The 17,526-nt window shown below is 41.2% G+C and carries 16 protein-coding genes and 1 pseudogene; 11 read left to right on the plus strand and 6 right to left on the minus strand.

Annotation, left to right across the window (positions count from 1 at the left end; translation table 11 throughout):
* Positions 1-63: 63 nt before the first annotated feature.
* Positions 64-1,134, minus strand: coding sequence for an ATP-binding protein (locus HWQ41_RS14840; protein WP_292763928.1), 1,071 nt, complete (start codon positions 1,132-1,134; stop codon positions 64-66).
* A 190-nt stretch (positions 1,135-1,324) separates the two neighbouring features.
* Between HWQ41_RS14840 and HWQ41_RS14845 the strand changes: the two genes are divergently transcribed.
* Both HWQ41_RS14845 and HWQ41_RS14850 read left to right on the plus strand, forming a co-directional pair.
* Positions 1,325-1,867 (plus strand): hypothetical protein, encoded by a 543-nt coding sequence (locus HWQ41_RS14845; protein ID WP_292763931.1) that lies wholly within the window; start codon positions 1,325-1,327, stop codon positions 1,865-1,867.
* 41 nt (positions 1,868-1,908) lie between these two features.
* Positions 1,909-2,508: pseudogene (locus HWQ41_RS14850) on the plus strand (hypothetical protein).
* 481 nt (positions 2,509-2,989) lie between these two features.
* Here HWQ41_RS14850 and HWQ41_RS14855 read toward each other — a convergent pair.
* A complete protein-coding gene (locus tag HWQ41_RS14855) occupies positions 2,990-4,015 on the minus strand; it encodes an ABC transporter permease (protein WP_292763934.1) in 1,026 nt (341 codons plus the stop codon).
* 108 nt (positions 4,016-4,123) lie between these two features.
* Positions 4,124-5,776 (minus strand): ABC transporter substrate-binding protein, encoded by a 1,653-nt coding sequence (locus HWQ41_RS14860; protein ID WP_292763937.1) that lies wholly within the window; start codon positions 5,774-5,776, stop codon positions 4,124-4,126.
* Between the two features lie 293 nt (positions 5,777-6,069).
* Between HWQ41_RS14860 and HWQ41_RS14865 the strand changes: the two genes are divergently transcribed.
* The 6 genes from HWQ41_RS14865 (at position 6,070) to HWQ41_RS14890 (ending at position 12,490) form a co-directional block, all read left to right on the plus strand.
* A complete protein-coding gene (locus tag HWQ41_RS14865) occupies positions 6,070-6,396 on the plus strand; it encodes a hypothetical protein (RefSeq protein ID WP_229486136.1) in 327 nt (108 codons plus the stop codon).
* 436 nt (positions 6,397-6,832) lie between these two features.
* A complete protein-coding gene (psbB, locus tag HWQ41_RS14870) occupies positions 6,833-8,362 on the plus strand; it encodes a photosystem II chlorophyll-binding protein CP47 (protein ID WP_292763944.1) in 1,530 nt (509 codons plus the stop codon).
* Between the two features lie 112 nt (positions 8,363-8,474).
* Entirely contained in the window at positions 8,475-8,579 is a 105-nt protein-coding gene (locus HWQ41_RS14875; protein ID WP_292763946.1) for a photosystem II reaction center protein T, read from the plus strand.
* 294 nt (positions 8,580-8,873) lie between these two features.
* Positions 8,874-10,031 carry a 30S ribosomal protein S1 gene (locus HWQ41_RS14880; RefSeq protein ID WP_292763948.1) on the plus strand — a complete coding sequence of 386 codons (1,158 nt, stop codon included), beginning with the start codon at positions 8,874-8,876 and terminating at the stop codon, positions 10,029-10,031.
* A 290-nt stretch (positions 10,032-10,321) separates the two neighbouring features.
* Complete coding sequence (locus tag HWQ41_RS14885; RefSeq protein WP_292763950.1) at positions 10,322-11,056, plus strand: HAD family hydrolase; 735 nt, start codon at positions 10,322-10,324, stop codon at positions 11,054-11,056.
* An 801-nt stretch (positions 11,057-11,857) separates the two neighbouring features.
* Positions 11,858-12,490: a DUF4360 domain-containing protein gene (locus HWQ41_RS14890; RefSeq protein WP_292763953.1), complete on the plus strand. Its 633-nt coding sequence runs from the start codon at positions 11,858-11,860 to the stop codon at positions 12,488-12,490.
* A gap of 413 nt (positions 12,491-12,903) precedes the next feature.
* Here HWQ41_RS14890 and HWQ41_RS14895 read toward each other — a convergent pair whose 3' ends face one another.
* A complete protein-coding gene (locus HWQ41_RS14895; protein ID WP_292764104.1) occupies positions 12,904-13,038 on the minus strand; it encodes a hypothetical protein in 135 nt (44 codons plus the stop codon).
* A gap of 356 nt (positions 13,039-13,394) precedes the next feature.
* Here HWQ41_RS14895 and HWQ41_RS14900 point away from each other — a divergent pair, with 356 nt between their 5' ends.
* The 3 genes from HWQ41_RS14900 (at position 13,395) to HWQ41_RS14910 (ending at position 15,538) form a co-directional block, all read left to right on the plus strand.
* Positions 13,395-14,027, plus strand: a complete 633-nt coding sequence (locus HWQ41_RS14900; RefSeq protein ID WP_292763956.1) for a DUF4360 domain-containing protein — start codon at positions 13,395-13,397, stop codon at positions 14,025-14,027.
* 24 nt (positions 14,028-14,051) lie between these two features.
* Entirely contained in the window at positions 14,052-14,507 is a 456-nt protein-coding gene (locus HWQ41_RS14905; RefSeq protein ID WP_292763959.1) for a DUF4360 domain-containing protein, read from the plus strand.
* Between the two features lie 419 nt (positions 14,508-14,926).
* Positions 14,927-15,538 (plus strand): DUF4360 domain-containing protein, encoded by a 612-nt coding sequence (locus HWQ41_RS14910; RefSeq protein WP_292763962.1) that lies wholly within the window; start codon positions 14,927-14,929, stop codon positions 15,536-15,538.
* 241 nt (positions 15,539-15,779) lie between these two features.
* Here the strand turns inward: HWQ41_RS14910 and HWQ41_RS14915 are convergent, their stop codons facing one another.
* Positions 15,780-16,796 carry a sulfate/molybdate ABC transporter ATP-binding protein gene (locus HWQ41_RS14915; protein WP_292763965.1) on the minus strand — a complete coding sequence of 339 codons (1,017 nt, stop codon included), beginning with the start codon at positions 16,794-16,796 and terminating at the stop codon, positions 15,780-15,782.
* 94 nt (positions 16,797-16,890) lie between these two features.
* Positions 16,891-17,526, minus strand: a complete 636-nt coding sequence (yidD, locus tag HWQ41_RS14920) for a membrane protein insertion efficiency factor YidD (RefSeq protein ID WP_292763968.1) — start codon at positions 17,524-17,526, stop codon at positions 16,891-16,893.

Genomic DNA, 17,526 nt, shown 5'->3' on the forward strand with positions numbered 1-17,526 from the left:
CTTGTGTGTACACCGTAGCCCCTTGTAGGGGAGGGGTTGGGCGAGAGGTCAAAGCGGTGTCATTCATTGCAAACTCTCCACATACTGCAAAAAAGTTCGGTAACATAATTGCATCAGTTTGCGAGGATGTCCGCCACTTTCTTGGATGAGTTGGATGATTTCTTCTTCAGTAAAACTCACTGAAGTTCTAGCTAGACGGTTGGTAATAAAAGCACGCATAGTAGCTTCATCCCAAGGATGAATGTGTTCCTCTTGGCAAATACCTGCCAACGGAGAAGTATTACCTTGCTCCTGACTATCGTTAAAAAGGTTGTTCAGAGGTTCGGTGGCAGCTAAAATCAGCTTCAACGGAGCATTACTTCCTTCGGCTAAACCGCGCAAATAATCCCTTATGTTGCGAGTAAAACCTTCGCCTGTAAGTTTTGCTACATTGTCTATAGCCAATAGTATTTTACAACTTCGCAAATTGCGGGTTAATTGATAGTCTTTACTTTCGGGTATACCAATCTCGCAGCACAAATCACTATAAAATTGACTTTCATTATGAAGTAAATTCAGGTCTAAGAAAACTGGCTGACGTTTAACGTTTAGACGAGTTTCTGCTTCTTGGCAAATCATCCATAACAGCGAGGATTTACCGATTCCCTCCTCCCCAATTAAAACGACACTACTACCGCTATTTAGTACCTCAAATACTCGCTGGATTTCGCCCTCTCGGTCAAAGAATAGATCCCTTTCTTCGACTCTGCCATTAAATGGAATGAAGGGATTATGATTTCGCTGTAATAGATTATCTGACTGTGGTTCATCTCCTTGTGCTAGATTAATTGGTTCTACAATTGCTTGTTGGGAAGGTAAAGTTGTTTCTAAATGCTGTTGATAATGATATTTAATTTGATTTTTAAAATTTCTCTTATTAACTTTTATCCCTAAATCTTTTGTAATCTTTTTGCATAAATTTGCACCTGCATCTCTCAAATATTGCTCAGAGAGAAAAGTCTGAGTAGCAATATTTGAATAAGTCTGATTTTCCCAGATTGCTAAAAAAAGCTTTTCTTCCAATTCATTTAAGACTTGATTAGTCTTTTTAGCAAACAGCGCATTAATGAATGCTAACGCTTGTTTTGAGTCCATTAGGCGTAATTGAATTGGCAGAGCAAAGTAAAAATCAGCCAGTAGTGTAATACTTTACCCTACAAAGCTACATTTGCCTACTTTCCCTTACAACAATTTAATCACTCAAACTTCCTACTAGCGCCTACCTATAGAGTCTGTGTCTCAAGTGATGATGGTGTTACAGCACAAAAGTTGAGGAGTTTGAGAAATGACAACTTTTAGACAACAGCTTGCACTTGCTCTTATCGCTGCCACCGCCACCATAGTAGCTGCCGGAGTGCCTGCCATAATGGGGCTTGGCAACAAATCTTCTCTAGAGCCACCCTCTGTCACCGCCACTTCTACAACGTGTGATAAAGTTACTGTGGCTAAAGTATGCGTTGATAATCTTACAGTGCAGTTTAATAGCAACGAACCTCAGCAAGTAAAAAATCGCGATCGCATACCTCTAAAAGCTGGAGATACTCTAAGATTATCAAACCTAACCTATTGCATACCATCTAAAGCTCCAGTCAATCGAGTAGAAGTAAAAGTTTATCTGTTTCTAAATGGAGTTGAGAGTTATAAAAATGGACTTTTCACTCCTAGTAACTTCCCGATTAATGCTGCTTGTCATAATATTGGTAATTTTCAAAAAACTTGGACGCTTAAACCAGGACAGCACCGAGTTAGCATACCCATTATCAAATATGTTGGCAGCAACAGAATTGTTGACAGTAGTTTCTACTTTAACTTGGATGTTGGACGGTAATTTCAGTCTTCTATTTAAAAGCGAAAGAGAGTGATATTTTTATGGCTTACAGCGACTTTAGTTTAGCTAAAGCAAAACAAGAGTTTAGTTTAACCACATTAGAAAAACGCGATATTTTCGCTGCTGTTCCTGAATTAACAGCGAGTAATTTACTTGCAGAAACACTCAATTATAACCTGGAGATCGCTTTAGGTAGTAATAATTAAAAAGCTCGTTCTGAGTTAATTATTGCTCCAATTTTAGTGGATTTACGCAGACAATTACGAGAACAAATTGGTTTATTTTCTGGGGTAGATTTCACTGTCGATAATAGCAAAGGATTAAACGGTACTTGCGATTTTATTATTACTAAATCTCCAGAAATTCTAATTTTGACAGCCCCAGTAATTACAGTTGTAGAAGCTAAAAAAGAGAATATTAATGCGGGTTTGGGTCAGTGTGCAGCAGAAATGGTAGCAGCCCAAATTTTTAATGAGCAAGCTGCAACTGAGATTAAAACAATTTACGGAGCAGTCACAACTGGCAGTATTTGGCAATTCCTCAAACTAGAAGAACAAACATTGACCATAGATTTAAGCGAATATTATCTCAAAGATGTGAATAAAATTCTTGGTATTTTAGCAAGTGGTATTTCTCAATAAAATTAACAAAATGTCAAGCAGCTTAATACCGAATTCGCGGATCTTTTCTTTATCATAAATGGGTTTGTTTAGATTGTCTCAATAACCGAACCAGTACTTTTCCTGTAATAATTGCATTTACAAAACCAAAAACAATCCCAAAAAGAGGCAATGGAAGACCAAACATATCGCTTGCGTGAGATGATGGTATACCGAAAAAAGAACCTATTGCATTAAAAATAGGAGAGCCTATTATTATAGTAAATACTACAGTCCAACCTAGACTCCAACTTAGAGACCAACTTACAGTAGTAGTGATTATCCACAAGCAATTTACAGAAAAATTCTTTCTAATTAAGACCTAACCCCCAGCCCCTTCCCTACGAGGGAAGGGGAGTAAGATTCAAAGCCTTTCTCATTTTAGGAGAGAGGTTTGGAGAGAGGTCAAAGTAAACAAAAAACGCTATATTTACGAATTACGAATTATTTTAATAACTCTTTACTAATACCGAATTCGTGGATCTACATAAGCATTTAAAATATCAATTAAAATGCTGGCACTCACAACGATCGCACCAAAAAACACTAGCACTCCCTGGACTGTGGGATAATCGCGATCGGCGATCGCTTGATACAGTCGATTGGCTAACCCAGGCCAAGAAAATGTTACCTCTGTCAAAATCGCTCCACCTAACAGAGACGCAAAGGTTAATCCCAAGACTGTAATTACTGGGATTAGCGCATTTTTTAAGGCATGGGAGGCTAAAATCTTATTTTCACCAATACCTCTGGCTCTAGCGGCTTCTACATAATCTGCTTGCAAAGTTTGCTTTAAATTCACTCTTACAATTCGCTCAAAAATCCCACTGAGCAAAATTCCTAGTGTGAGGCTCGGTAAAGCCAGATGATGCAAAGATATGAAAAACTGGGTGAAGTTTCCACCGAGTAAGCTATCAATTGTATACAATCCTGTGACAGTCGTGGGAGCCGGAAGATTGGGCGGAAAGCGGTTGGAATTAGGAAACCAACCCAATTGGACTGAGAAAATCAACTGCAAAAGCATTCCCGCCCAAAACATCGGGAGTGCGTAGGTGATGATACCAAATAAGCGCCCACCGACATCAAAATATGTTCCAGGACGGGAAGCCGAAAGAGTCCCAACCCCAATTCCAACGAGGAGTGCAATCGCCATACTACATACTGCTAACTCCACCGTCGCCGGAAAATATTGCCCAATTATGTCCCAAACATTCTCTCCCCGACTCATTAAAGAGGTTCCTAAGTCAAAGCGCAGTATGCTTCCCAAATAGTTTAGGTACTGTAGCCACAGGGGAAGGTTTAAACCGAGTTGTTTTCGCAATTCTTCTTTAGCAGCTTCTGGCGCACGTCCACCAAGAATTGCATCTGCTGGATCTCCTGGTGTTGCTCTTAGTAAGAGAAATACAATGGTGATAATCGTTAATAGCTGAAGTGGCGCGAGAAGCAACCGAGAAACAATGTAATATTGTAAAGCTTTAGAGCGAGACATATTTTAGTCATTTGTCATTTGTCATTTGTCATTGGGCATCGGTTATTAATTATTCTTCTCCTACCCTGCGGAATGTGGGCTACATCTCCACTATGCCCAATGCCCAAGTTATTTTTTAATTGTCTGGTAAACCAGAATTTGGGTAGGGTTAAGTTGTACGCTACTAACACCTTTTTGGGCAAATACATAGTCTTTGTTTTGCCATAAGGGAACGTAAGGTACATCAGTAGTTACTTGCGTTTGAATTTCTGTAAAAATTTTCTGACGCGCTTCGGGGTTTTGTTCCTTGCGTTGCTGATCAATCAGTTTATTCATGGCTTCGCTATAGTAAAACGAACCCTGAGTTTGACTGGCTCCATCTTCGCATCCTTTCGCAACTGAACCTTTGCCACAAGACAAAAACGGCTGGACGTAATTATCTGGGTCTAAAAAGTCTGGATACCAATCAAGTAAAGCTGCTGGATATAATCCTTTGGAGATGTCTTTAAAAAAGGTAGGGCCTTCGGCGGGGGTAACTTCAAATTGCAGTATTCCATCCATTTTGACATCAACAAGAGATTTGAGTGTCTGTGCTGCCAAACTACGAGTAGGCGAACTAGAAGGATACCAAATTTGCACTTTTGCGGGATTTTCTTTGGAGAAACCAGCAGTAGTTAACAATTTTTTAGCTTGCTCAAAGTTAGCATCGCCATATTTATCTTTGAATAATGGCACAGAAACTTTAAACGTCGTGGGAATCATGCTATAAAGCGGATTTGCTTGACCAAGTAACACTCGCTCGTTTAAAAGTGGACGGTCAATTATGGATGCGATCGCTTGTCTTACCTCTAATTTATCTAAAGGCTGTTGATTCCGGTTTAATACCAGATAACTTACTACACTACCCTCCGCAGCGATCGCTTGCCAATCCCCTTTTTTGGCACCTTCTTCCAAGCTGCGAGTTTGATCTGGTTGCAGGGAAAGATAAGCTACATCGACTGCGCCTGTACGGAAAGCATTAAACAAATTAACCGGACTAGTTTGAATTTGGACGTTAACACCCTTGTTTGCTGGTTTTTCTCCCCAATACTTATCAAACGCATCAAATCGCAGTGAATCGGTGCCATACTGCGCTAACTTGTAAGGGCCAGTCCCCACAAAGATATTCGGCTTGAATTTCCCAGCACCAACTTCGTAAGCTTTTGGCGAAACTGCACATATTCCAGGAAACGCCAGCAGTGAAGGAAAGGCTGAAAAGGGCTTTTTCAGCTTAATTGTTAACTCATACTCGCCTGTACTTTTTGCAGAATCTACTATATCACCTAGTAAGAATGAGGGTTTTCCTTTATTTTCAATAAATCGCTGGATGGTAAATGCCATTGCTTGGGCGTTGAAGGGAGTGCCATCGTGATAAACTACTCCCTGACGTAGGGGGATGGTATAAGTTAAGCCATCTTGACTGACTTTCGGTAATGCTGTAGCTAGCTGGGGCTTAATTTCCGTGCTTCCTGATTCGTAGGTGTAGAGGCGATCGCTCATATTAAACACCAAGCCTATAGATCCTAACTCATAAGCATCAGCCGGATCAAGGGTTCTTGGCTTTGCTGTTGTACCTATAGTAATACGACCATCACCTGTAGGGCTATTTACAGAACCGGATGGTGGGGTAGAAGGCTGTGGACGAGGAGCGCAACTAACAACCAAAAATAAACATAGACAGAACAAAGATAGGAATTGTGTAATCCGATCCCACCGTTTCACGGACAAGGAAAACCAGGTCATACAGTTAAATTTTATGTAATGAGCGGTCAGTGGTTATACTATATCTTCGCTAGTTTTATAGCATATTCTACAATTAATTACTAATTTACCCACTTTTAATACAGGGTTTTACTCCAATAAATAGATATATTTGGGATTATTAAATAATAATTGTAAATCAGGACTTGTCTTATTAAAACGTGGGCAATATTTAAATAGCCTTCATTTAAAATATCATTAGTTATACATTAACAAATGATATATGTAAGATATGGTAAATAGGAAATAGAAAGTCCAAAAGTGAGACTAAGATCGTGAAGTATTTCTTTCTATCTGAGGGATGGGCAGTTGCAAGAGTCTGGGCATCTGATGGACTCTGGCAAATAACTGCATGGCGACGCCAACCAGATATTCAGCGAATGAATATTTGTTTAGTCGAACAAAATGAATTGCTATGGCTTTATCGAGTTGAAGAAGCCGTTTTAACCGTCGAAGTCAAGCCAACAACACCAGTAATTGCTAGTCAGACCATCGGTCAAGTAGTACTCAAGCGTCTGATGAGCGCCGAACAGGTAATCGAACGCCTGGGTACAGCTGAGGCGAAGTGTCAATTGCAAAATATCCAGTTGGTAGTTCAGTAGGGCATTGGGCATTGGGCATGGAAAAGAGACAAGGGAGAGACTTGTTGAATAATTCCCCCTTGTCTCCCCCACTCCCGTCGTCAAGAAAATATAAGCAAATTAAATCTGTGACGGGGATTGGTAGCGAAAAAACTTGGAGATGCTACGCGATCGCATCAATTTACACGCTTGCAAACAATTCCATCAATAGTTACACTTTTTAAAACATTCTCATTTTTGCTTGGCGATGGCTACCCTACAAGGTAAACCTCCCGAAGCGAGTAAGCATTGCCAAAGCACCCACGCTGTCTGACTTATAAGACTAAGCTGTGGTAATACTCTGGCTCTGGCAATAACAAAAAACAAGAGAGAGTTTTATGAGTGGCGATTTTCGTCTCTCATAACCTCAGTAAGAAAATTGCTTTGTAAACTAACTCATCGAGGAGGAGCGTAGTCAATGGGACTACCCTGGTACCGAGTACATACAGTCGTTCTGAATGATCCAGGGCGACTGATTTCTGTACACTTAATGCACACAGCCTTAGTAGCAGGCTGGGCTGGTTCGATGGCACTCTACGAACTGGCTGTTTTTGACCCTAGCGATCCGATTCTCAACCCGATGTGGCGTCAAGGGATGTTTGTTCTGCCCTTCATGTCACGTTTGGGCGTCACCCAATCTTGGGGTGGTTGGAACGTTACTGGTGGCCCGTCAAGTGATCCTGGCTTCTGGTCATTTGAAGGGGTTGCTGCTGCTCACATTGTTCTTTCCGGTCTTTTGTTCCTAGCCGCAGTTTGGCACTGGGTTTATTGGGATTTGGAACTCTTTAGAGATCCCCGCACTGGTGAACCCGCCCTAGACTTGCCGAAGATGTTTGGCATTCATCTGTTCTTATCTGGTCTACTTTGTTTTGGGTTTGGTGCTTTTCACCTCACCGGACTATTTGGCCCGGGGATATGGGTTTCTGATCCCTATGGTATAACTGGCGCCGCGCAGGCAGTAGCACCAGAATGGGGCCCAGATGGTTTTAACCCATACAACCCTGGTGGCATTGTGGCTCACCACATTGCGGCTGGTGTTGTTGGTATTATTGCAGGCTTATTCCACCTCACAGTCAGACCCCCCGAACGGCTCTACAAAGCCCTACGGATGGGGAACATTGAAACAGTACTTTCTAGCAGTATTGCAGCAGTCTTCTTTGCTGCTTTCGTTGTTGCTGGTACTATGTGGTACGGTAACGCCGCCACACCCATCGAATTGTTTGGCCCTACCCGCTATCAATGGGATCAAAGCTACTTCCGTCAGGAAATTGATCGTCGCGTTCAAACTAGCGTTGCTCAAGGTGCAAGCCTAACGGAAGCTTGGTCGCAGATTCCTGAAAAGCTGGCTTTCTACGATTACGTCGGCAATAGTCCCGCTAAAGGCGGTCTATTCCGTACAGGGCCGATGGTCAAGGGTGATGGCATTGCCCAGTCTTGGCAAGGTCACGCCGTATTCAAAGATTCTGAAGGACGGGAATTGACCGTGCGTCGTCTCCCCAACTTCTTTGAAACCTTCCCAGTGGTCTTGACCGACGCAGATGGAATTGTCCGCGCTGACATTCCCTTCCGTCGGGCAGAATCTAAGTATAGCTTTGAGCAATCTGGTGTCACCGTTAGTTTCTACGGTGGCAATCTGAATGGTAAGACCTTTACAGAGCCAGCTGATGTGAAGAAGTATGCCCGTAAGGCTCAAGGGGGTGAAATCTTTGAATTTGACCGAGAAACCTTGAACTCTGATGGTGTATTCCGCACCAGTCCTAGAGGTTGGTTTACCTTTGGACATGCCGTATTTGCTCTGCTGTTCTTCTTTGGTCATCTCTGGCATGGCGCTCGGACAATCTACCGAGACGTATTTGCTGGTGTTGATGCGGATTTAGAAGAGCAAGTTGAGTGGGGTCTGTTCCAGAAAGTGGGTGACAAGTCAACCCGCAGGAAGGAAGCTCTCTAATTTCAGTGCTGAGTTCTGAGTGCTGAGTTCCGAGTTAAGGCTCTGACTCAGCACTCAGATAACTCAGCACTCAGAACTTTAATTACTGGCTCGATAGGCAGGAAATCTTAATATGGAAAGCGTTGCGTACATCTTGATTTTTACTCTGTGTATAGGTACTATCTTTTTTGCGATCGCATTTCGCGAACCCCCTCGTTTTGAGAAAAAAGATAAGTAGATCCTATTCCCAGACCTTTAAGCGGATTTAATCTTAATATCCGTTGCTACTAAGCATGGTAGCAACGGATATTATTGTGTTTGTCCTTTGTTGGTTTTAACTACTAAGTAAATGACCAATCATTTTAATATTGTGATATAATTTCCAATCTTGGGAGTAGATATGTGTTAATACTAGCTTTTCTGCGCTAGGATGAAAAAGGATGTTAAGTGTAAGCTGCTATAAAAGCGCTTGCATAGCACATCGCGCTTGTCGCACAACCTTTACGGAGACTAGAACCAGGAACAAATCAGCATGGTCAATCAGAATTTAACCGCTACAGAAATTGGATTCACTCACGAAGATTTCGCTGCTCTACTTGACAAATACGACTACCATTTTAGCCCTGGTGATGTTGTACCAGGAACAGTTTTCAGTATAGAGCCGCGCGGCGCTCTGATTGACATTGGTGCTAAAACCGCAGCATATATACCTATACAAGAAATGTCTATTAACCGGGTAGATAGCCCGGAAGAAGTCTTACAGTCAAACGAAACGCGCGAATTTTTCATCCTTACCGATGAAAACGAAGATGGTCAATTAACCCTTTCCATCCGGCGTATTGAATATATGCGGGCTTGGGAGCGCGTGCGACAGCTGCAAGCAGAAGATGCTACTGTACGTTCTGGCGTGTTTGCAACCAATCGCGGCGGAGCATTAGTAAGGATTGAGGGATTACGTGGCTTTATCCCAGGTTCCCACATCAGTACCCGCAAACCTAAAGAAGAATTGGTAGGCGAAGACCTGCCATTGAAATTCCTAGAGGTGGATGAAGAACGTAATCGCTTAGTTCTATCTCACCGTCGGGCGCTGGTTGAGCGCAAGATGAACCGCCTAGAAGTCGGCGAAGTAGTGATTGGTACTGTTCGTGGGATCAAGCCCTACGGTGCTTTCATCGACATTGGTGGCGTCAGTGGTCTACTGCATATTTCAGAGATTTCTCACGAACATATTGATACGCCTCATAGCGTGTTCAATGTCAATGATGAAGTGAAAGTTATGATCATTGACTTGGATGCAGAAAGGGGTCGGATTTCCCTATCTACCAAGCAGCTAGAACCCGAACCCGGCGACATGATTAAAAACCGGGATTTGGTCTACGATAAGGCAGAAGAAATGGCTGCTAAGTATCGTGAACAGCTGTTAGCTAAGCAGCAAGGTGCTACTGCTGCGTCAGCTGTACCTGTGGAAGTTGTAGCAGAGGAAGAAATTCCACCAGCAGCAGAACTCGAAGAAGAAATTCCACCAGCAGCAGAACTTGAAGAAGAAATTCCACCAGCAGCAGAACTTGAAGAAGAAATTCCACCAGCAGCGAAACTTGAAGAAGAAATTCCAGTAGTTGCGGAAATTGAAAAGGAGATTCCAGCAGCGACGGAAACTGAAGAGGAAATTCCAGCAGCTATTGAAGAGTAATAGATTTTTTATAGTTTTACTTGTCTTTAAGTAAGAGTATTAAATGATTTTATAAAGAGGGTTTTTCCCTCTTTTTTTATGTGGAGAATCGGTAAAACTGAAGAGTTGGGAGTAGTGAAGAGTTAGAGTTATTATTCCTAACTCCTAACTATAGGAATCCGATTTGATTCCTGAACTTACTTGCGTAGGAAGGGAACTCTTAACAGGGAACAGAGAAGAAGGGAATAGATGTGTACTGAGTTATTTCAAAAATAAAATACGAGTCCTATAAATAAGTGGGGTGAAATATTGTGGCAACTATTAAGTGTAGAAACATCACTTTTGATAATATCCAGGCAATTTTGTTTGACAAAAACGGTACTCTAGAAGATTCTGAAATGTATTTGCGATCGCTCGCACAAAAGGCAGCAAGATTAATAGATGCTCAAATCCCTGGAACTGGGGAACCCCTATTAATGGCATTTGGTATCAATGGCAATCTTCTAGATCCCGCAGGTTTAATATCAGTAGCAAGCCGCCGCGAAACAGAAGTGGCAGCAGCGGCATATATAGCCGAGACGGGAAGAGGATGGTTTGAGTCGTTAAAAATAGCCCGTCAAGCTTTGGATGAAGCGGAAAAATACATTGGACAAACTCCTTCACCACTGTTTATGGGTAGCTTAGAAGTTTTGAAATCTCTGTGGGAAGGTGGACTAAAACTTGGTATCCTCTCAGCTGCCACAACTCAAGAAGTACGTAAGTTTGTAGCCAATCACCAATTAAGTGATTATATCGAGTTGGAAATGGGAGTGGATGAGGGGCCGGGTAAACCAGATCCAGTCCTATTTTTGCAAGCTTGCCAAGCTTTGGAAGTCAAACCAGGCGCTACATTGATGGTGGGTGATTCAGTTGGTGATATGCAAATGGCGCGTGATGCTAAAGCCGCAGGTTGTATTGGTATCACTTGGGTGGGTAAGTCAGATAATGTCCGAGGTGCGGATGTGGTGATTAATCAACTTGATGAAATCCAGATTTTAGAGGATTAATTTATAGCAGTTTTCAATTACGTGAAGTACAGCAATTCGTAAGGTAGCACATCTGTGCTACCCTACTAGAGCAAAATATCTTGCACATATCATACTTTTGTGGTGGGTAAAATTAAAAATGCTAGGATATTAATTGCTCTCACAGTTGCTAAGTTTAAAACCTAGTCCCCTCGTGGGCGAAAAGAAATTAAAATATTCTTCCTAATTAAAACTCTATCCCTTTATGGGTAGAGTATTCACAAATTCACAATTCTGTATTCTGACTTCTGTTTTATTTATAAAAGAGGGATACCCGACCTTCTTTTAACTTTATAAAAAATGAGCAAATCGTGAGATATTAGTTAAGATTTGTAAAAATTTTTAGAACATATATCTTTGGATAGATTAACTAAAATTCTCAGCTTGAGTTATCATTTTCAAAGCTTCTTTTTATGGCAATTCTCAAATAAATAGAGGTCTTGCATAAATGCTTAAATTGTCATGTTGAGCGGAGCAAAACATCTGGTGAGATTCTTATCTCCACCGCGTTCCGCTCAGAATGACATTTCTGATTTTTTGACTATTGCAAGAGGTCTAAATAAAATACACTGACAAATAATTTAAGAGGCAGAAATTCATTGTTTTTTACTATTTTCTGTCTCCCTTAACCAGAGCGTATTGCACACAATTAAGAATTGCGATAAATCCCCAAACCCCAAAGAGGCTGCTGGGTAAAATTCCTATTTTTATAAGTATCTTAGGGAATTTTCAGTTGCAGCTAATATACACAGGAAATTACACGTTTTTGCGGAGTCCTTAAATATGAAGATTTTAAGTGGTCTGATTTCCAGTTTGACGTTACTGAGTTTCAATCTTGTGGGTCTATCTCAGGTACAGGCTCAAACACAAGGATTTGAGTTTCAAACAGTTCCAGTAACTCTTTTCGGAAATGGTTGTCCAGACGGAACAGCACAGGGAATTTTGAATGGAGATACTCTTTCAATAACATTTTCTGCGTTTGGAGCTTTAGCTTCACCTCCTAAGGTTGTATCAGAATCCTGCAATCTGCGGATCGGTTTGAATGTACCTTCTGGGTTAAACGTTCAGCCAATTAACGTCAACTATATTGGCTTTGCAGATGTGCCTCAAGGAGGCAGTGCTGACCTGAACGTTAGAATAACCTTTGCAGGTCAACAAGTTCCAACTAACAATAATCCAAACGCAACGTTTGGGCCTGGCTTCTCAGATGTTTGGAGCAAAAATGTCGGTATTACATTAGGCACAATAAATGCATGTAAGAACCCAGTGAGTTCGATTTTTGGTATCAATTCAAATCTGACGGCAAGAGCTAGAGATATATCTGCAAATCAACAAACCCAAATCCGAATTGATACAATCGACACAACAATCGGTCCTGTATTATTCCAAATCAAGTTTGCTTTTAATCCTTGTTAGGTTTTTTTCAATCCATAGTTAAGTTTTGCATTTAAAGGTACAGCAGGGCTATTTCATTCTATTTTTAGGGCAGTTTTTACGAATCTTTTTGAGAAAAACAATAATTTAGCAACGAATCTACCCCTCAAAAACGAGCATTTTGTGACAATTAACCCGTAAGCATAAAACGTGAAATTTTAGGATGAAATAGCTCTGGTTTACGACTGAATATACCCATAAGACTTATTCTGGATAACGCCAAATTGTTCAAGCATACGCCAAACAACTGGGTATAGAACTCTGTTACTTACCTTGATATTCACCAACGCTTAACTTAATATTCACCAAAAGTTAACTTGGTTGAATGCTTTTGGCGCTTTGTCAGAAATGAATGCTTATATTCAAAGTACTATACTGACTTTGATGATTTTAAGTTAGCGATGCCTAGTTTGGGCTGCGCCTACGCTAATTGTATTGCCACTGCTAACACTGATAAAAATAAAAGCTGGATAGGTTGCTAGCTCTAAATTTCCAATCTTTTGAAAAATTCCAGGTTTTAGCCGACCCATCTTTTAACTTTATAAAAAATGAGCAAATCGTCAGCTATTTAGTTAATTTGTGTAACCATTTGCAAAATATATCTCTTTGGATAGATTAAATATATTTCTCAGGTTAGTTATTCTTTTTACAAGTTTATTTTTTAACAAAATCTGAACTCTCAAAAGCTGCTTTACCAACTTTTCAAAAGATTTCTTCCAACGGAATTTTAACAAACTTTGGCGGGTTTAAGTCCCCGGCTTCTAGCAAGCGGCAAGTTTTGTTACGGTGTCTAAATCCCCGTTACAAAACTGTACTTCTGACTTCCGACTTCTTTAACTTGCAGCTAATATGCACAGGAAATTACACATTTTCGCGGAGTCCTTGTATGAAAATTTTAAGTGGTCTGATTTCCAGTTTGACGCTACTGAGTTTAAATGTTGTAGGTCTATCTCAGGTACAGGCTCAAACAAAAGGATTTGAGTTTCAAACAGTTCCAGTAACTCTTTTTGGAAATGGTTGTCCAGACGGAACAGCACAGGGAATTTTGAATGGAGATACTCTTTCAATAACATTTTCTGCGTTTGGAGCTTTAGCTTCACCTCCTAAGGTTGTATCAGAATCCTGCAATCTGCGGATCGGTTTGAATGTACCTTCTGGGTTAAACGTTCAGCCAATTAACGTCAACTATATTGGCTTTGCAGATGTGCCTCAAGGAGGCAGTGCTGACCTGAACGTTAGAATAACCTTTGCAGGTCAACAAGTTCCAACTAACAATAATCCAAACGCAACGTTTGGGCCTGGCTTCTCAGATGTTTGGAGCAAAAATGTCGGTATTACATTAGGCACAATAAATGCATGTAAGAACCCAGTGAGTTCGATTTTTGGTATCAATTCAAATCTGACGGCAAGAGCTAGAAATATACCTGCAAATCAACAAACTCAAATCCGAATTGATACAATCGACACAACAATCGGTCCTGTATTGTTCCAAATCAAGTTTGCTTTTAATCCTTGTTAGCTTTTTTAAATGCATAGTTAAGTTTTGCATTTAAAGGTACAGGCTCAACCACAAGAATTTGAGTTTCAAATAGTTCCAGTAACTCTTGTAGTAAATGGTTGTCCACCGGGAATAGTACAGGTAATTTGGAATCGAGATACTCTTTCAATAGACCTCTTGCATAAATGCTTAAATTGTCATGTTGAGCGGAGCGAAACATCTGTGAGATTCCTCTCTCCACTGCGTTCCGCTCAGAATGACATTCCTGATTTTTTGACTTTTACAAGAGGTCTAATAACATTTTCTGACTTTGAAGCTTTAGCTTCACCTCCTAAGGTTGTATCAAAATCCTGCAATCTGCTGATCGGTCTTAATGTACCTTCTGGATTTAACGTTCAGCCCATTAAGGTCAAGTATATTGGCTTTGCAGATGTGCCTAAAAAAGGCAGCGCTGACCTGGACGTTATAAATACTCTTTCAAGGTCAAGAAATTCCAACTAACGATAATCCAAAGGCAACGTTTAAGCCTGGCTTCTCAGATGTTTGGAGCAAAAATGTAGATATTACATTAGGCACAATAAATGCATGTAAGAACCCAGTGAGTTCGATTTTTGGTATCAATTCAAATCTGACGGCAAGAGCTAGAAGTATACCTGCAAATCAAGAAACTAAAATCCGAATTGATACAATCGACACAACAATCTGTCCTGTATTGTTCCAAATCAAGTTTGCTTTTAAAGCTTGTTAGGTTTTTAAATGCATAGTAAGTTTGGCATTTAGTTTTTCACAAAAGCTGATCTCTCAAAAGCTGCTTTACCAACTTATCGAAAGATTTCTTCCAATCGTTCGGAATAAATCTTTGAGTCTCTGTCTTTAGGAATAGTATTAACAATAAAGCTGATAAGCTTTCTTTATTTGATATGAAAGTCTTAAGCACTCTTGTTTCTAGTTTGACGCTACTGAGTTTAAATGTTGTGGGTTTATCTCAGGTACATGCTCAACCACAGGGATTTCAGTTTCAACAAGTTCCAGTAACTGTTTTCGGAAATGGCTGCCCGTCGGGAAATGCCCAAACAAATTTGAAAGCAGATACTCTGTTTGTAACTTTACCTCAATTTCAGGCTGTAGCTGTATCTCCTAATGTTGTATCAAAATCTTGCAATCTGAGAATTGGGCTGAATGTGCCTAAAGGGTACAAAGTTAAGCCCATTAACATCAAGTATGTTGGCTTTGCAAATGTGCCCAAGGGAGGCAGTGCTGACCTAAAAGTTACATTAGTGTTTCAAGGGAAAAATGTTCCAAATTCTAGTAACGATCCAAACGCAAACTTCCCGTCTGGCTTTTCAAATGGATGGGTAAAAAATGTAGCTATTACACCAGATGCAATAGACGCGTGTGCTAACCCAGTGAATTCGGTTTTCGGCATCAACACAAATTTGATAGCGCGTGCCAGAGATGTAGCTGCGAGGCAGCAAACCAAAATTCTAATCGCTCAGGGTTATCAAATTAAGTTTACTTTTACTCGTTGTTAAGCTGTCGCGCGTATAGCTTGCACTTTTTATGGTCTGGAACCCTTGTTGCAACTAGAACACTCTGGAAAATTAAAAATGCGACAGCTTAGTAGAGATAGATATAGCGGTGCATGTAGAAAGTTTGAACTTTGGACAAAAAAGACTTGTTCGCGGATATTCTCCGCGAACAATTTATTGACTAGAAACCCAGAATATTTAGAGAGGTACGTAAATGGTTTAGAATTTCGGGCAATACTGCTAACTAAACTGAATAAGATAGTGGGAAGGACTTCGCATCTTTTGGCTTGACATACACTCGCTGTTTCGCTTCTAACTCTAAGTCATTAAAGCGATCGCGTGTTAAATGCGCCATCACTACTTGTCCATCATCGAAAGTTAATTCTACCTGAATTTCCCAACCCAAATGTACCAACCGGCTCACTGTCGCAGGTGTAGTGGCATCGTTGGCAACCTTTTCAAAAATAACATCTTGCGGACGCAAAAATACTTGTGGGTGTGGCGTATCAAACCGGCTACTTTCAAAAATCTTCGAGGTGCTAGGTAATATGTTCACAGGGCCGATGAAGCTCATTACAAATGCGGTGGCAGGATTATCGTAAATTTCTGCTGGTGTCCCCACCTGTTCGATACGCCCTTTATTCATGACCACAACTTCATCGGACACTTCCATTGCTTCCTCTTGGTCATGGGTGACGAAAACCGTGGTAACATGAACTTCATCATGGAGGCGGCGTAACCATGCCCGTAAGTCTTTGCGGACTTTCGCATCAAGTGCGCCGAAGGGTTCATCTAGCAGTAATACATCAGGTTCTACTGCCAGTGCCCTTGCTAATGCTACCCGTTGTCTTTGACCACCAGAAAGTTGTGATGGATAGCGATCGCCTAGTCCAGTCAACTGCACCAATTCCAGTAACTGTTCTACCCGCCCCTTAATCTTCTTTGGCTGTGCCTTACGAATTTCTAAGCCAAAAGCAATATTCTGCCTGACGGTCAAATGTTTGAATAGGGCATAGTGCTGAAATACAAACCCAATATTCCGCTGTTGCACGCTTTGGTATGTTGCGTCCTTACCGGTAAGCAGGATTTTGCCGCTATCTGGCATTTCTAAACCTGAAATTAACCGTAGTAGCGTAGATTTACCTGATCCCGATGGCCCAAGCAACGCAACTAGCGAACCACTTTTAATTTCCAGGCTGACCTGATCAACTGCCTTGAAACTCCCGAATTGTTTGGAGACATTTTCAACTACTATGCCCACTGCTGCTGTACCTCTGCAACTAAATCTACAGATCCTTGGTAGGATTACTGTGTCTTACATATACCATACATAATTATTTATGGATGAACAAGATTTAGCTACCGCAACTGCCGCAATCGAGGAAGCTACAGTCAGCACCACTGCAATCTAGGGAACTGCAATCAGCACCACCACAATCAGGAGTTATGCTAACTAGATCCGCACAATCACAACAGTCAGTATTGCTGCTACTAATAAATGAGGATTTTTGAGCAACTTTATCAGATGTTTGTTGTCGTTGTTGCGTGTTTGCTTCCTCCTCTGTGGATTCTTCTGAGTTATCGGTTTGCGTAGACGCGTAGCGGTGAGGGAGTCGCAGTCTTCTGCCAAGGGGAGACACTAAGAGCGATGGCGGTTCCCGTCGATTGCGATAGCGCAGCGTTAGCGACGTTAGGAGCGTCACTCCCGAACCCGTTGGCGCAGCCTCTCCAAGAGTTGGGCTTGCCGCAAGGCATCGCAAAATTTGGTTAGCTTGCTTGCAAGCTTGAAATCTTTCACGGGAATTAACAAAAGCTGCTTTTAACCCTTCCTTAGCAACTACCCACTTGATGTAGCCAGAGCAAGATTCGCCGCCATATAGTATTCTGTATGCACAAGCAAAACCTTTGTGTGGCGAAATGTGCTTTTGATATCCAGTAATTGCGGCGGCACTAACTTGTCTAGTAAAAGAATCGAACAAGGAAATCTGCAT

Source organism: Nostoc sp. NOS(2021) (assembly GCF_017115025.1).
Classification (GTDB): Bacteria; Cyanobacteriota; Cyanobacteriia; order Cyanobacteriales; family Nostocaceae; genus Nostoc.

Excerpts from the sequence above, each read along its gene's own strand:
- HWQ41_RS14840 (WP_292763928.1), bottom strand. The coding sequence starts at position 1,134 with ATGGACTCAAAACAAGCGTTAGCATTCATTAATGCGCTGTTTGCTAAA.
- HWQ41_RS14845 (WP_292763931.1), top strand. The coding sequence starts at position 1,325 with ATGACAACTTTTAGACAACAGCTTGCACTTGCTCTTATCGCTGCCACC.
- HWQ41_RS14855 (WP_292763934.1), bottom strand. The coding sequence starts at position 4,015 with ATGTCTCGCTCTAAAGCTTTACAATATTACATTGTTTCTCGGTTGCTT.
- HWQ41_RS14860 (WP_292763937.1), bottom strand. The coding sequence starts at position 5,776 with ATGACCTGGTTTTCCTTGTCCGTGAAACGGTGGGATCGGATTACACAA.
- psbB (WP_292763944.1), top strand. The coding sequence starts at position 6,833 with ATGGGACTACCCTGGTACCGAGTACATACAGTCGTTCTGAATGATCCA.
- HWQ41_RS14875 (WP_292763946.1), top strand. The coding sequence starts at position 8,475 with ATGGAAAGCGTTGCGTACATCTTGATTTTTACTCTGTGTATAGGTACT.
- HWQ41_RS14880 (WP_292763948.1), top strand. The coding sequence starts at position 8,874 with ATGGTCAATCAGAATTTAACCGCTACAGAAATTGGATTCACTCACGAA.
- HWQ41_RS14890 (WP_292763953.1), top strand. The coding sequence starts at position 11,858 with ATGAAGATTTTAAGTGGTCTGATTTCCAGTTTGACGTTACTGAGTTTC.
- HWQ41_RS14895 (WP_292764104.1), bottom strand. The coding sequence starts at position 13,038 with ATGGGTCGGCTAAAACCTGGAATTTTTCAAAAGATTGGAAATTTAGAG.
- HWQ41_RS14900 (WP_292763956.1), top strand. The coding sequence starts at position 13,395 with ATGAAAATTTTAAGTGGTCTGATTTCCAGTTTGACGCTACTGAGTTTA.
- HWQ41_RS14910 (WP_292763962.1), top strand. The coding sequence starts at position 14,927 with ATGAAAGTCTTAAGCACTCTTGTTTCTAGTTTGACGCTACTGAGTTTA.
- yidD (WP_292763968.1), bottom strand. The coding sequence starts at position 17,526 with ATGCAGATTTCCTTGTTCGATTCTTTTACTAGACAAGTTAGTGCCGCC.